This window comes from Burkholderia dolosa (assembly GCF_902499135.1).
Classification (GTDB): Bacteria; Pseudomonadota; Gammaproteobacteria; order Burkholderiales; family Burkholderiaceae; genus Burkholderia; species Burkholderia dolosa.
In genome coordinates this window covers 13,943-27,648 of record NZ_CABVPR010000013.1, presented here as the reverse complement: position 1 = coordinate 27,648, position 13,706 = coordinate 13,943, and the positions used below count along the sequence as shown (strand labels likewise).

Sequence of the window (13,706 nt, the reverse complement as noted above, 5' to 3'; positions counted from 1 at the left end):
GCCGTAGCAGGCTTTCCGTCGATCGGCCGGCCGCTTACGCGCCCGAGCCGTCGCGCTGCGCGCGACCGCGCTTGATCCACGCCTCGAGGTTGTGCGGACGTACGGTGTCCCACTCCTCGAACGGCTGATGAATCCACGGGTTCGTCGGCAGGAACTGCGTGTGATAGTCGGGCTTGACCTTCGAGCAGGCCTTGTACCAGAGCACGGCCGAGCGCACGGCCGTGACGGCCGGATAACGCTCCTTCAGGTGCTCCTGCACGCGCGCGAGCGTGACGCCCGAGTCGACGAGATCGTCGACGAGCAGCACGTTGCCCGCGAGATTGCCGCGCGTCATCGTGATGTACTGCGCGATGTCGAGCTCGCCCTGTTCGCGGCCGGCAGCTTCCCGGTACGAACTCGTCGCGAGGATCGCGAGCGGCACGTCGTAGATGCGCGACAGCTGGTCGCCGACCCGCAGGCCGCCGCGCGCGAGGCACAGGATCTGGTCGAACTTCCAGCCCGACGCATGCACCTGCAGCGCGAGCAGTTCGATCAGGCGGTGGTATTCGTCCCAGCCCACCCACAGGTTCTTGTCGTCGTTGCGCGGATCGGTCATCAGGTCTGCCGCCGTCATCGTGATTTGCTGCGTCATCGACATTACACCTTGAACGGATGGCGGAGCAGGATCGTTTCGTCGCGGTCCGGACCGGTCGACACCATGTCGATCGGCACGCCGGCCACTTCCTGCACGCGGCTCAGATAGGCCTGCGCGTTCGCCGGCAGCCCGTCCCATGTCTTGATGCCGACCGTGCTTTCCTTCCAGCCGCCGAACGTCTCGTACACCGGTTCGCAACGGGCCACGTCGGCTGCGCCGCGCGGCAGGATGTCGACGTCCTTGCCGTCGATCTTGTAGCCGACGCACAGCTTCACTTCGTCGAGGCCGTCCAGCACGTCGAGCTTCGTCATGCACAGGCCCGACACGCCGTTGATCTGGATCGAGCGGCGCAACGCGGCCGCATCGAGCCAGCCGGTGCGGCGCGGACGGCCCGTGACCGAACCGAACTCCTTGCCGACGTTCGCGAGCGTGACGCCCACCTGATCCTGACGCTTCGGGTTGTCCGCATCGTACAGCTCGCTCGGGAACGGGCCCGAGCCGACGCGCGTGCAGTATGCCTTCGTGATGCCGAGAATGTAGTTCAGCTTCTGCGGACCGACGCCCGCGCCGGCCGCTGCCGCACCGGCGACGCAGTTGCTCGACGTGACGAATGGATAGGTGCCGTGGTCGATGTCGAGCAGCGTGCCTTGCGCGCCTTCGAACAGCAGGTTCTGGCCCGCGTTGTTCGCGTCGTACAGACGACGCGACACGTCGGCCACCATCGGCTTCAGGCGATCGGCATAGCCGAGCATCGTATCGAGCGTCGCCTGGAAATCGACGGCTGCGCCGCCCAGGTACTGGGTCAGCACGAAATTGTGGAAATCGAGGTTTTCGCGCAGGCGGTCGGCGAACGTCTTCGCATCGAACAGGTCCTGCACGCGCAGCGCGCGGCGGCCGACCTTGTCTTCGTATGCAGGGCCGATGCCGCGGCCCGTCGTGCCGATCTTGCCGGCGCCCTTGCGCGCTTCGCGCGCCTGGTCGATCGCGATGTGGTACGGCAGGATCAGCGTCGTCGCTTCGGAAATGAACAGCCGGTCACGCACGTTCACGCCGGCTTCTTCGAGTTCGCCGATTTCCTTGAACAGTGCCTCCGGGGACAGCACGACGCCGTTGCCGATGTAGCAGGCGACGCCTTCACGCATGATGCCCGACGGAATGAGGCGCAAGATCGTCTTCTTGCCGCCGATGATGAGGGTGTGGCCGGCGTTGTGACCGCCCTGGAAACGCACGACGCCCTGAGCGTGGTCCGTCAGCCAGTCGACGATCTTGCCCTTGCCTTCATCACCCCATTGAGTCCCCACGACGACGACGTTGCGCCCGGGAGTCACGTTCACTGCGCTGGCAGACATGTTGATTCGTTAGCTGGTTAAAAACGTATTTTACCTATGTTCGCGGGCGATTCCGAATTTTTCCGTTTCGCTTCAACGATATGCATGCCGAAGCACGCACCGCGAACGCCTGTTTAACGGGGCTCGACCACCCACGCGCCGTTGCGCTCGACAAGCGAACGGTCGCACGCGAATTCGTCCAGCACGTGGTCATGCCCGGGCAGCGCCTGGATCACGACCTCGCCCGCATCGCGCAGCGCGGCGACCGCCGCGCGCAGCGCGCCGTCCTGCGCCCACGGCGCGAGAATCGCGGTGCCGCGCGCCTCGACCGGCGAAATCCGGGCGAGCTCGCGCAGATCCAGCGAGAAACCGGTCGCCGGGCGCGCGCGGCCGTATGCCTGGCCGACGTGGTCGTAACGGCCGCCGCGTGCGATCGCGTTCGGCACGCCGTCAATGTACGCGGTGAACATCGCGCCGCTGTGATACGCGTAACCACGCAGATCGGCGAGATCGATCGCCACTTCGGCGCCTTCGGCCTGCGCGGCCAGCTGCGCGAGATCGTCCAGGGCGCGCGTGATTTCGGGCAGCACCGGCAGCCGCGCACGCGCGTCGTCGAGCACGCTCGCGTCGCCGTACAGTTGCGGCAGCGCGCGCAACGCAGCGCGCGTGTCCGCACCGAGATCGTCGGTCAGCTCGTTCAGCAGCGGCACGTCCTTGCCCGACAGCGCGTCGTACAGCGCCTCGCCGCGCTCCGCGGCCTGCGCATCGCGCGCGAGCAACGCAGCCAGCACGCCGGCGTGGCAGAGATCCAGGCGGACGCGCGACAGGCCCGCGAGCCTCAGCGCGTCGAGCATCAGCTGCTGGATCTCGAGATCGGCTTCCAGCCCCGCATGCCCGTAGATTTCGGCGCCGATCTGGATCTGCTCGCGCGTCGCGTGCAACCCGCGCGGACGCGTATGCATCACGTGGCCCGCATAGCAGAGACGCGTGACGCCCTGCCGGTTCAGCAGATGTGCATCGATCCGCGCGACCTGCGGCGTGATGTCCGCGCGCAGGCCGAGCGTGCGGCCCGACAGCTGGTCGACCAGCTTGAACGTGCGCAGGCGCAGATCGGCACCGCCGCTCGTCAGCAGTGACTCGAGATACTCGAGCAGCGGCGGCATCACCATTTCGTAGCCGTACGAACGGAAGCGGTCGAGCAGCCTGCGGCGCAGCTCCTCGATCTTGCGCGCTTCCGACGGCAGTACGTCGGCGATATTCTCGGGAAGTAACCAGGTCGACATCGGTACGGTCCTACGACGGAAAACGGCGCGCGACACGCGCGCCGCGAATGAATCGGAAATCGGAATCGGGCGGGACGAACGGCCGGTGCGCCGTCCGGATCAAGTGGCGAGCAGCAGCAGCACGAGCCCGAGCGCCATCACGATCAGCCCGCCGACCCGGATATGATGCGGCGGCCGCTCCGCTATTCTACGAAACGTGTCGCGCCAGGCGACGGGAAACACGAAGGGAAACGCTCCCTCGATGATCAGCATCAGCGCTACTGCGAGCAACAACGAGCCAGCCAGGTCCATGCGAGCGACGGCGCCGCCGGACGCGGCGCCCCAAGGTCAGTGTTTGCGGGGAGCGGGCGCCGTCGGTGCGGCGCCGCCCGTCGGGCTGCGCATGAAGCGGAAGAACTCGCTGTCGGGGTCGACGACGATGATGTCGTTGCGCTTGAAGGTATTCCGGTAGGCCTGCAGGCTCGCGTAGAACTGATAGAACTGCGGGTCGCGGCCGTACGCATCGGCGGCGATCGTCGCGGCCTTCGCGTCGCCCTCGCCCTTGATCGTCTGCGCGGACTTGTACGCGTTCGCGAGGATCGCCTGCTGCTCGCGCTCGGCATCGGCCTTGATCCGCTCGACGTCGGCCGCGCTTTCGGCGCGTACCTGCGCGGCCTGATCGCGCAGTGCGGCAATCATCCGTTGGTAGACGGCATCGGTCTGCGCGGCCGGCAAGTCGACGCGCGTCAGCTGTACGTCGACCAGCTCGACGCCGAACGCGGACGCCTGCGCCTGTGCCGCGGCGCGGGCCGCATCGGCAATCTCGCGTTGGCCGCCGAGCGCATCGTCGAGTGCACGCTTGGCGAACGCATCGCCGAGCGCGGCTTTCAGCGCACCGGCGAGACGATCGGCAGCCGCAGCCGGATCGCCGCCCGTTGCCGTGAAGTACTTCATCGGGTCGCTGACGCGGTACTTGGCCGCGTACGCGACGAGCAGATCGTGTTTGTCTTCGGTCGCCAGTTGCAGCGGATCGGGCGACTCGAACGACTGCACGCGCGTATCGATCAGCGTGGCCGTCTGCAACGGCGGCGGCAGCTTGAAATGGATGCCGGGGCCCGCGAGTTCGGGCTGGCCGCCGTCGCGACCGGACAGCACGGCCGTATGCCGCGGATCGACGGACAGGATCGTCGACGATGCCGCAAACGCGACGATCACGATTGCGACGACGAGCGCAATGATTCGGTTCATGTTCGGCGCTCTCCGTTACTTCGTATCGTCTTCGCGCGACCGGCTGCGGAACGCTTCGCGCGATCGCAGCACGTCGCTGCCCGGTGCCGGCGTCGCTGCGGCCGATGCCGCGCTCGCCGGTGCGCTCGCTGCCGCACCGGCCGTTGCCGCCGACGCCGCGTCGGGCGCCGACGCGCCGGCCGCCGCCGCACTTTGCCGCCCCTGCTCGACGAGCTTGTCGAGCGGCAGATACACGACGTTGCTGCCGCCGTTGCTGCCGACGAACACCTTCGTCGCCTTCGAATAGATTTCCTGCATCGTCTGCAGGTACATGCGCTCGCGGATCACGGCCGGCGCTTTCGAATACTGCGCGTACACCTGTTTGAAACGATCGGCGTCGCCTTCGGCCTCCGTCACCACGCGATCGGCGTATGCCTTCGCTTCGTCGACGAGTTTCGCGGCGTCGCCCTGCGCCTTCGGCAGCAGGTCGTTCGCATACGCCTGGGCGGCGCGTTTCGCGGCCTCGCGTTCGTCGCGCGCCTTCGCGACTTCGGCATATGCCGCTTGCGTCTGCTCGGGCGCCGCGATGCTCTGCATCGTGACGGCCGTCACTTCGAGCCCCGACCGATAGCGATCGAGATCGCGCTGGATTGCCGCGGAAATCTGCTCGCGCAGCGCGTCGCGGTCCTGGCTCAGGATATCGGCTGCGCTGCGCGTGCCGACGATCGCGCGCACGGCCGCCTGCGCGGCCTGCGACACGCTGCGCTCGGGATCGACGCTGCGGAACAGGTAGTCGGTGGCGGAACGGATCCGGTAGCGAACGATGAAGCGCACGTCGACGATGTCGGCGTCACGCGTGAGCATCGCGGCTTCTTTCACGTTTGCGAGACGCACGACGTTGTTGCGGCCGACTTCGATCGAACGGACCTGCGACGTATCGACGATCTCGTGCGATGCGAACGGATACGGCGGACGCCAGTGCACGCCCTGGCCGACCGTGCCCGCGAGCTTGCCGAGCTGCAGCACGACGCCGGTCTGGCCCTCCTGCACGACGAACAGCCCGCTGCCCGCGTAGATCGCGACGAGCACACCGATCACGATACCGACGCCGACCCGCGCCGCGCGGCCGTTGTCGGGCCGCAGCCCGTTGCCGCCTCGGCCGCCGAACAGGCCGCTCAGACGCCGGTTGAAATTGCGCCACATCTCGTCGAGATCGGGCGGACCGTCACCGTCGCCGCCGGGCGGACGCTTCGATTCGTTTACACGGGGACGGGAACCGCCATTGCCTTCGCCGCGTCCCCAGCGGGGATCGTTGATCGACAGCAAGGCGCGCATCCGTCGCCAGGTACTCCGCTCGTTGTATTCGTTCACCAGAGTTTGTTCACCAGATTGGACGCCGGCTAACCGGCCGGGACCGGTTAGCGCCCGTGTTCGGAAATCGTGCGGTCTTCGTGTGGTTCAGTGGACGCGCCGTCGAGCGCACCGTTCGGTAACGTCGCGCCGGAAAGATGTTCCGCGGAGGCGATCTCGGCAATGGCGGCACGCAACGCGTCGAGTCCCTGACCGGTGCGCGCGCTCAAAAAGACGCGCGAAATATTACCATACTCGTCCCGCTCGACCGCGTCGCCGCGGGCCGCCAGCTCAGGTACCGCATCGATCTTGTTGAACACCAGCACCTGGCGGATCGTGTCCGCGCCGATCTCGTGCAGCACGCCGTTGACCTGCTCGATCTGCTCGAGCCGCACTGCGCTCGACGCATCGACCACATGCAGCAGCAGATCCGCGTGGATCGTTTCCTCGAGGGTCGCGCGAAACGCGGCGACCAGTTGGTGAGGCAGCTCGCGGATGAATCCGACCGTGTCCGACACGACGATCTGCCCGACTTCGTCGCCGAGATACACGCGCCGCGACGTCGTATCGAGCGTCGCGAACAACTGGTCGGCCGCGTAGGCCTGCGCTTTCGTCAGCGCATTGAACAGCGTCGACTTGCCGGCGTTCGTATAGCCGACGAGCGACACCGACATCGTGCCGCTGCGCGCACGCTGCCGGCGTTGCGTGCTGTGCTGACGACGCAGCCGATCGAGCCGCGACTTCAGCATCTTGATGCGCTCGCCGATCAGCCGACGGTCGGTTTCCAGCTGCGTTTCGCCGGGGCCGCGCAGACCGATACCGCCCTTTTGCCGTTCGAGGTGAGTCCACGCGCGGATCAGCCGAGTCGACAGATATTGCAGCTGCGCGAGCTCGACCTGCAGCTTGCCTTCATGGCTGCGCGCGCGTTGCGCGAAGATATCGAGGATCAGGCTCGTGCGATCGACCACGCGCCTGTTAAGCGCACGCTCCAGATTGCGTTGCTGGGCCGGCGCAAGCGCGTGGTTGAAGATGACGATTTCGACGTTGTGCGCGTCGCACGCAAGCCGCAGTTCGTCGGCTTTGCCGCTGCCGATGAACATCGCGGCATCGGGACTGGAACGGCGGCCCGTGAGAGTGACGGCGGGATGAGCCCCCGCGCTGGAGGCGAGAAGACTGAGTTCTTCGAGACTGGCTTCGAAATCGGTCTTGCCGAAATCGATGCCGACGAGCGCTGCGTTGATCAAATTATCGGGTGTCAAGATAAGGCGGCTGGCATCGGTCGCTCGCGGCGACCGGATGCCGGCCGCAGCAATGGGTTAGGACGAGGCTTCCGCGTCCGGATGGAAATTCACCGGGCGCGCCGGCACGACCGTCGAGATGGCGTGCTTGTAAACCATCTGGGTCACCGTATTACGGAGCAACACGACGTACTGGTCGAACGATTCGATGTTCCCTTGGAGCTTGATGCCGTTCACGAGGTAGATCGAAACGGGAACGTGCTCCTTGCGCAGTGCGTTCAAAAACGGGTCTTGTAACAATTGCCCTTTGTTGCTCATGGCGTACTCCATCTTTTTTTGCAGGTTGATCTGGATTGGCGACGAAGAAAAAGAGATCCGCCGCCAATCGCTACACTATAGCCGATTTTGCCTGCCTCGCCCGGCCATAGGCCATGCGGCAGGCCGTTGCGCGACGGGCTTCAGCCCTTGTCCGCGTACGGATTGTTCGACGAACGGAACTCTATGCGCAATGGAGTCCCGGTCAGGGAGAAAGTTTCGCGGAATCGGTTTTCCAGGTAACGCTTGTACGTTTCCGTCACCGCGTCGAGCGCGTTGCCGTGGATCACGATGATCGGCGGATTTTGTCCGCCCTGATGCGCGTAGCGCAGCTTCGGACGCACCGGACCGCGGCGGCGCGGCTGCTGGAACTCGACCGCCTCGATCAGCGCGCGCGTGAGCTTCGGTGTCGGCAGCTTCGCCATCGCGGCCGCGTACGCGTCGTCGACCGAGCGCATCAGCGCGCCGATGCCCGTCTTCTTCGCCGCCGAAATGAAGTGCGACTTCGCGAAGTCGAGGAACTTCAGCTTGCGGGTCAAATCCGCTTTCGCGCGTTCGCGCGCATGCTCGTCGAGCCCGTCCCACTTGTTCACGCCGATCACGAGCGCGCGGCCCTGCTCGACGACGAAGCCGGCGATATGCGCGTCCTGATCGGAAATGTCCTGCTGCGCATCCAGCAGAAGAATGACGACGTTCGCATCGGCGATCGACTGCAGCGTCTTCACGACCGAGAACTTTTCGATGGCTTCGAACACCTTGCCGCGCCGCCGCAGGCCCGCGGTATCGATCAACGTGTACTTCTTGCCGTTGCGCTCGAAGTCGACGTAGATCGAATCGCGTGTCGTGCCGGGCATGTCGAACGCGATCACGCGATCCTCGCCGATCAGCGCGTTCACGAGCGTCGACTTGCCGACGTTCGGCCGGCCGACGATCGCGATCTTGACGCCGCGCGACGGATCGTTGTCGTCCTCTTCCTCCGGCTGGTCCGCATACGCGACTTCCAGCGCCTCGTTGATCATGTCGGTCACGCCGTCGCCGTGCGCGGCCGAGATCGCGCGCGGATCGCCGAGCCCGAGTTCGTAGAAATCGGTTGCGACCGCCGTGTACTTCATCCCCTCGGCCTTGTTGACGACGAGGAAAATCGGCCGGCCCGTCTTGCGCAGATAGTCGGCGATCGACTTGTCCTGCGGCGCGAGCCCGTTGCGGCCGTCGACGATGAACACGACGACGTCGGCTTCCTCGACGGCTTGCCGCGTCTGGCGTGCCATCTCGTGAAGGATGCCGTCCTTCGCGACCGGCTCGAAACCGCCGGTGTCGACGACGAGGTACGGCCGCGCGCCGACCCGTCCTTCGCCGTAATGGCGATCGCGCGTCAGGCCGGGCAAGTCGGCCACCAGCGCATCGCGCGAGCGCGTGAGCCGGTTGAACAGCGTGGATTTCCCCACATTGGGGCGCCCAACGAGGGCAATGACCGGTTTCATCTGTGTTTTCTACGGTGAGGCGCAGCAGCGGGAGGCCCGCTGCTGCGGGCGGCTGCGCTGAATGAAAATATCACGAATTCGCGCCGCGCCTGACGCGCGCGCCGGGCGCGCGTTGCACGCCGTCGTCTTTCGTCTCGTACTGCGTTTCAAATACCGAGCGGCCGGATACACCGGCCGCTTCGTTTCGTGCGGCCGCGGCGCGCGGGACGAACCCGCTCGCGCCGTTGCCGCGCCTGTCGATTGCGCGTCAGCGCGGACGGAAGCCGTACAGGCCGCCGTCCTTCGTCTGCACGACGAGCGTATTGCCGGCCAGAACCGGCGCCGCGGTGATCGCGCTGCCGTCGGTCTTCATCCGTGCGATGAAGCTGCCGTCTTCGCGCGACAGGAAGTGCACGTAGCCCTGGTAGTCGCCCATCACGACCGCATGGCCGAGCAGGTACGGCACGCCGACGTCGCGGCTCTTCAGCTTGTCGTTGCGCCACAGCTGATTGCCGGTGGCCGCGTCGTACGCGGTCACGATCGACCAGTCATCGCCGCCGGTCACGACCGAATCGTCCTGTGCGAGACCGCTGCGGCTCGAGAACGGTTTTTCCCACAACGGACGGCCGGAGTTCGCATCGAAGCACCCGAGCTGACCCTGGAACGTCACCGCGCAGGTTTCCGCGCCGACGAGCGTCGGCGGACCGCTGACGTCGTTGATGCGCTCGACTTCCGTCACGCCCTTCGGGAACGACACGGGCGTCTGCCAGAACGGCTCGCCCGTCTGCAGGTTGATCGCGACGAGCCCGCCGCCGGGGAAGCCGGCCAGCACCGCCGCGTCGCCTGCGAACGTCATGCCGGCCGATACGCGCAGATTCAGCGGGACCGCGCGATTGCGATAGTTCCACTTCTGCTCGCCCGTCTGCGCGTTGAACGCGATCACCTGTCCGTCGATCGTGCGGACGATCACGAGGCCGTTGCCGACGAGCGGCGGCGAGAAGATTTCGCCCTGCACGGTCGTCTTCCACAATTGCTTGCCATCCGGGCCGAGCACGAACACGCCGCCCTTCAGCGCGCCGACCGCGGTCAGGTTGCCGTCGCTGCCGACACCGGCGGACAGATCGGAGCCGACCTTCGTGCGCCAGACCGTCTGGCCCGTCTTCGCGTCGATCTTCTCGACCGTCCCGTTCTCGCCGGCCGCATAGACGGCGTCGCCCACGGCCACCGGCGAGAACAGATAGCGTCCGCCCTTGCCGACGCTCGCCTTCCAGACCTGTTGCACGTCCATCACGGGCTTGAACTCGGTGAGCGGCGTCGGCACGCGGCGCGCGTCCTTCGACGACGAGCAGGCCGCCAATGCGAGGACAGCCGCCGCGCAGGCAACGGGCACAGCGTAACGTTTCAGCAAATTCATCGGTTAGCGAAGCAGAGTTAAGAGGTTGAGGGGGCCGGGATTCAGCCGCCGAGCGCGTCCAGCTTGAACTGCACGAGCTGGCGCGCGGACTGGTCGTCCTTCGGCAGGCCGTCGAGCGCGAGCTTGTACGCGGCGCGCGCATCGTCGGTCTTGCCTTGCGCGGCAAGCAGGTCGCCGCGGCGATCGGCGACGAGGCCCTTGAATGCGTCGACCGGCGTGCCGGACAGCAGCGCGAGACCCGCGTCGTACGCCTTCTCGTCGAGCAGCAGCGACGCAAGGCGCAGCTTCGCGATCTGCTTGTACTCGTCGTCCTTCGCGTGGTCGACGGCCCATTGCAGCTGCGCCTTCGCGCCGGCGGAATCGCCGGCCGCATACAGCACCTTCGCGGCCGCAAGCGCCGTCATCTGCGCATACGCGGTGCTGCCGTACTTGTCTTCCATGTCGGCGGCCGCGCGGGCCATCGTCGTCTTGTCGTTCGCGGCCGCAGCCTTCTGGACCTGCTCGTACAGCCCGGACGCCTCCGCGGCCTGACGGCGCTGCCAATAGTTCCAGCCGTTGAAACCGGCCGCGACGACGAGCGCCGCGAGCACGATCCACGTGGTGAGGTTGCCCCAGCGCGCCCACCACGCCTTGAGACTTTCAATCGATTCTTGTTCGTCGTGATAACTCATCGGCGAGCGATTCCTTCCTTTTCAGGCTTTTCTTGTCGAGCGAATGCCAGCGCGATCAGTCGTCGCCGTCTTCGGCGGATGCAACCATCGCATTGATTAGGAATTCGGTCAAGCTTTCGACCGGTACGGTCTGCTGAACGTTCTTTTCCCCTTCGTCGCCGGTTCCGCGCAGCGCTTTCACGCCTGCCGTGCCGTTCGCGACCTCTTCTTCGCCGAAGATCACCGCGAACGCGGCGCCGCTTGCATCGGCCCGCTTCATCTGCGACTTGAAGCTCGCCGGCGCGCCGTCGGCGCTGCAGTGGAAGATCACATCGAGGCCCGTGTCGCGCAGGCGCTCGGCTGCGATGAACGCCTGTTCGCGTGCCGCTTCGCCCTGGTGCACCACGTACACGTCGACGCCTTCCTGCTCGGGCGCGAGATCCTCTTCCTTCAGCAGCTCGAGGATCCGCTCGATTCCCATCGCCCAGCCGCACGCGGCAGTCGGCTTGCCGCCGAGCTGCTCGATCAGCGGATCGTAGCGGCCGCCGGCCGCGACGGTGCCCTGCGCGCCGAGCTTGTCCGTCACCCACTCGAACACGGTCAGGTTGTAGTAGTCGAGGCCGCGCACGAGACGCGGATTGATCTTGAACGGAACGTTGTTCGCGAGCAGCAGGCGCTGCAGTCCTTCGAAGTGCGCGCGCGATTGATCGCCGAGAAAATCGATCAGCTTCGGCGCGTTCTGCGCGATCTCCTGCAACGCGGGATTCTTCGTGTCGAGCACGCGCAGCGGGTTCGTATACAGACGACGCTTCGCGTCCTCGTCGAGCACGTCGACGTGCTGCTCGAGGTACTTGATCAGTTCGACGCGGTGCGCGGCGCGTTCCTCCGCGAGGCCCAACGAGTTGATCTCGAGCTTGATGCCGGTCAGGCCGAGATCGTCCCACAGGCGCTGACACATCATGATGATCTCGGCGTCCGCATCCGGGCCGGCGAAGCCGAGCGCCTCGACGCCGACCTGGTGGAACTGGCGATAGCGCCCGCGCTGCGGACGCTCGTGACGGAACATCGGACCGATGTACCACAGACGCTTCGGGCCGTCGTACAGCATGTTGTGCTCGATCGCCGCGCGCACGACCGCCGCGGTGTTCTCCGGACGCATCGTCAGGTGCTCGCCGTTCAGCGCATCGGTGAAGCTGTACATCTCCTTCTCGACGATGTCGGTCACTTCGCCGATTCCGCGCGTAAACAGCTGTGTATGCTCGACGATCGGCGTACGGATGTTCTGGTAACCGTACGCGCGCAGCAGCGACTTCACGGTGGCTTCGAAGAACTCCCACAGCGCGGCATCCTGCGGCAGGATGTCGTTCATGCCCTTGACGCCCGTGAGCTTCTCGATCTTGCGTTTCTGTTCAGTCATCGTGTATCTGGACGAATTAATTCGCGGCCGTCGCGCGGCCGTAGTTGCGTGCGACGTAGTCGCTGACGATCTGCTGGAATTCCTCGGCGATCCGCTCGCCGCGCAGCGTCCTGACCTTCTCTCCGTCGATGAAGACGGGTGCCGCCGGGTTTTCGCCCGAACCCGGCAGACTGATGCCGATGTTCGCGTGCTTCGACTCGCCCGGCCCGTTGACGATGCAGCCCATCACGGCCACGTTCATCTTCTCGACGCCCGGATATTCCTTGCGCCACACCGGCATCTGCTCGCGCAGATACGTCTGGATCTGCATCGCGAGTTCCTGGAACAGCGTGCTCGTCGTGCGGCCGCAGCCCGGGCATGCAATCACCATCGGCGCGAACGAACGCAGGCCCATCGTCTGCAGGATCTCCTGGCCGACCACCACTTCGCCGGTACGCGGTGCACCGGGCTCGGGCGTGAGCGAAATGCGGATCGTGTCGCCGATCCCTTCCTGCAGCAGCACGCCGAGCGCGGCCGTCGACGCGACGATGCCCTTCGATCCCATCCCGGCCTCGGTCAGACCGAGGTGCAGCGCGAAGCCGCAACGGCGCGCGAGCTCGCGATACACCGCGATCAGGTCCTGCACGCCGCTGACCTTGCACGACAGCACAATGCGGTTGCGGCCCAGGCCCAGTTCGACCGCGCGCTCGGCCGAGCCGATCGCCGACTGAATCAGCGCTTCGTACATCACGCTCTGCGCATCCCACGGCTGCGAGCGCGCGGCGTTCTCGTCCATCATCCGTGCGAGCAGATCCTGGTCGAGGCTGCCCCAGTTCACGCCGATGCGCACGGGCTTGTCGTACTTGATCGCCGCCTCGATCATCTGCGCGAACTGCGTATCGCGCTTCGCGCCTTGACCGACGTTGCCCGGATTGATCCGGTACTTCGACAGCGCCTCCGCACAAGCCGGATAGTCGCGCAGCAACAAGTGGCCGTTGTAATGGAAATCGCCGACGAGCGGCACGGTCACACCCATGCGGTCGAGTTGCTCGCGGATCGCCGGCACGGCGGCCGCGGCCTCCGGCGTGTTGACCGTGATGCGCACCAGTTCGGAGCCCGCATTCGCGAGTTCCTTGATCTGGATCGCGGTGCCGATCGCGTCGGCCGTATCGGTATTCGTCATCGACTGCACGCGCACCGGCGCATCGCCGCCGATCGTCACGAGCTGCCCGCCCCAACGGACATCCACCGCATGCGACGCACGGCGCGGCGCATGCCCGCCGAACACCGGCTCGGTTGAACAAATCTGACTGCTGCGTGGGGATTGAGCTTCGGATTGCATCGATAGATCCATTTACGCGGAATGCGCCGCGAAGCGGCGCACGAATTGAAAAAGCGCCGTGTTGCCACGAACCGCCGACCCCGAACGGAT

At 65.9% G+C, this 13,706-nt stretch carries 13 protein-coding genes; all 13 read right to left on the bottom strand.

Annotation, left to right across the window (positions count from 1 at the left end; translation table 11 throughout):
* Positions 1-34: 34 nt before the first annotated feature.
* The 13 genes from BUB20358_RS08415 to ispG all read right to left on the bottom strand — a co-directional run bounded on the left by BUB20358_RS08415 (position 35) and on the right by ispG (position 13,616).
* On the bottom strand, positions 35-631 hold the full coding sequence (locus BUB20358_RS08415) for a phosphoribosyltransferase (RefSeq protein WP_006764226.1): 597 nt from the start codon (positions 629-631) through the stop codon (positions 35-37).
* A gap of 5 nt (positions 632-636) precedes the next feature.
* Positions 637-1,983, bottom strand: coding sequence for an adenylosuccinate synthase (locus BUB20358_RS08410; protein WP_006764225.1), 1,347 nt, complete (start codon positions 1,981-1,983; stop codon positions 637-639).
* Between the two features lie 113 nt (positions 1,984-2,096).
* A complete protein-coding gene (locus BUB20358_RS08405; protein ID WP_035972289.1) occupies positions 2,097-3,245 on the bottom strand; it encodes an ATP phosphoribosyltransferase regulatory subunit in 1,149 nt (382 codons plus the stop codon).
* A 99-nt stretch (positions 3,246-3,344) separates the two neighbouring features.
* Positions 3,345-3,536 carry a DUF2065 domain-containing protein gene (locus BUB20358_RS08400; RefSeq protein ID WP_006764223.1) on the bottom strand — a complete coding sequence of 64 codons (192 nt, stop codon included), beginning with the start codon at positions 3,534-3,536 and terminating at the stop codon, positions 3,345-3,347.
* Between the two features lie 36 nt (positions 3,537-3,572).
* The gene (hflC, locus tag BUB20358_RS08395) at positions 3,573-4,472 is read right to left on the bottom strand and encodes a protease modulator HflC (RefSeq protein WP_006764222.1); all 900 of its coding nucleotides are present in this window, start codon (positions 4,470-4,472) and stop codon (positions 3,573-3,575) included.
* A gap of 15 nt (positions 4,473-4,487) precedes the next feature.
* Positions 4,488-5,822: an FtsH protease activity modulator HflK gene (gene hflK / locus BUB20358_RS08390; RefSeq protein WP_006764221.1), complete on the bottom strand. Its 1,335-nt coding sequence runs from the start codon at positions 5,820-5,822 to the stop codon at positions 4,488-4,490.
* Positions 5,823-5,869: 47 nt separating this feature from the next.
* Complete coding sequence (hflX, locus tag BUB20358_RS08385) at positions 5,870-7,045, bottom strand: GTPase HflX (protein ID WP_006764220.1); 1,176 nt, start codon at positions 7,043-7,045, stop codon at positions 5,870-5,872.
* A 72-nt stretch (positions 7,046-7,117) separates the two neighbouring features.
* Positions 7,118-7,357: an RNA chaperone Hfq gene (hfq, locus tag BUB20358_RS08380; RefSeq protein WP_006399927.1), complete on the bottom strand. Its 240-nt coding sequence runs from the start codon at positions 7,355-7,357 to the stop codon at positions 7,118-7,120.
* Positions 7,358-7,497: 140 nt separating this feature from the next.
* Complete coding sequence (gene der / locus BUB20358_RS08375) at positions 7,498-8,835, bottom strand: ribosome biogenesis GTPase Der (RefSeq protein WP_006764219.1); 1,338 nt, start codon at positions 8,833-8,835, stop codon at positions 7,498-7,500.
* 247 nt (positions 8,836-9,082) lie between these two features.
* Complete coding sequence (gene bamB, locus BUB20358_RS08370; RefSeq protein WP_006764218.1) at positions 9,083-10,228, bottom strand: outer membrane protein assembly factor BamB; 1,146 nt, start codon at positions 10,226-10,228, stop codon at positions 9,083-9,085.
* Positions 10,229-10,269: 41 nt separating this feature from the next.
* Entirely contained in the window at positions 10,270-10,899 is a 630-nt protein-coding gene (locus tag BUB20358_RS08365) for a tetratricopeptide repeat protein (RefSeq protein WP_006764217.1), read from the bottom strand.
* Between the two features lie 55 nt (positions 10,900-10,954).
* Complete coding sequence (hisS, locus tag BUB20358_RS08360) at positions 10,955-12,295, bottom strand: histidine--tRNA ligase (RefSeq protein ID WP_035972286.1); 1,341 nt, start codon at positions 12,293-12,295, stop codon at positions 10,955-10,957.
* Positions 12,296-12,311: 16 nt separating this feature from the next.
* A complete protein-coding gene (ispG, locus tag BUB20358_RS08355) occupies positions 12,312-13,616 on the bottom strand; it encodes a flavodoxin-dependent (E)-4-hydroxy-3-methylbut-2-enyl-diphosphate synthase (protein ID WP_035973344.1) in 1,305 nt (434 codons plus the stop codon).
* Positions 13,617-13,706 lie beyond the last annotated feature (90 nt).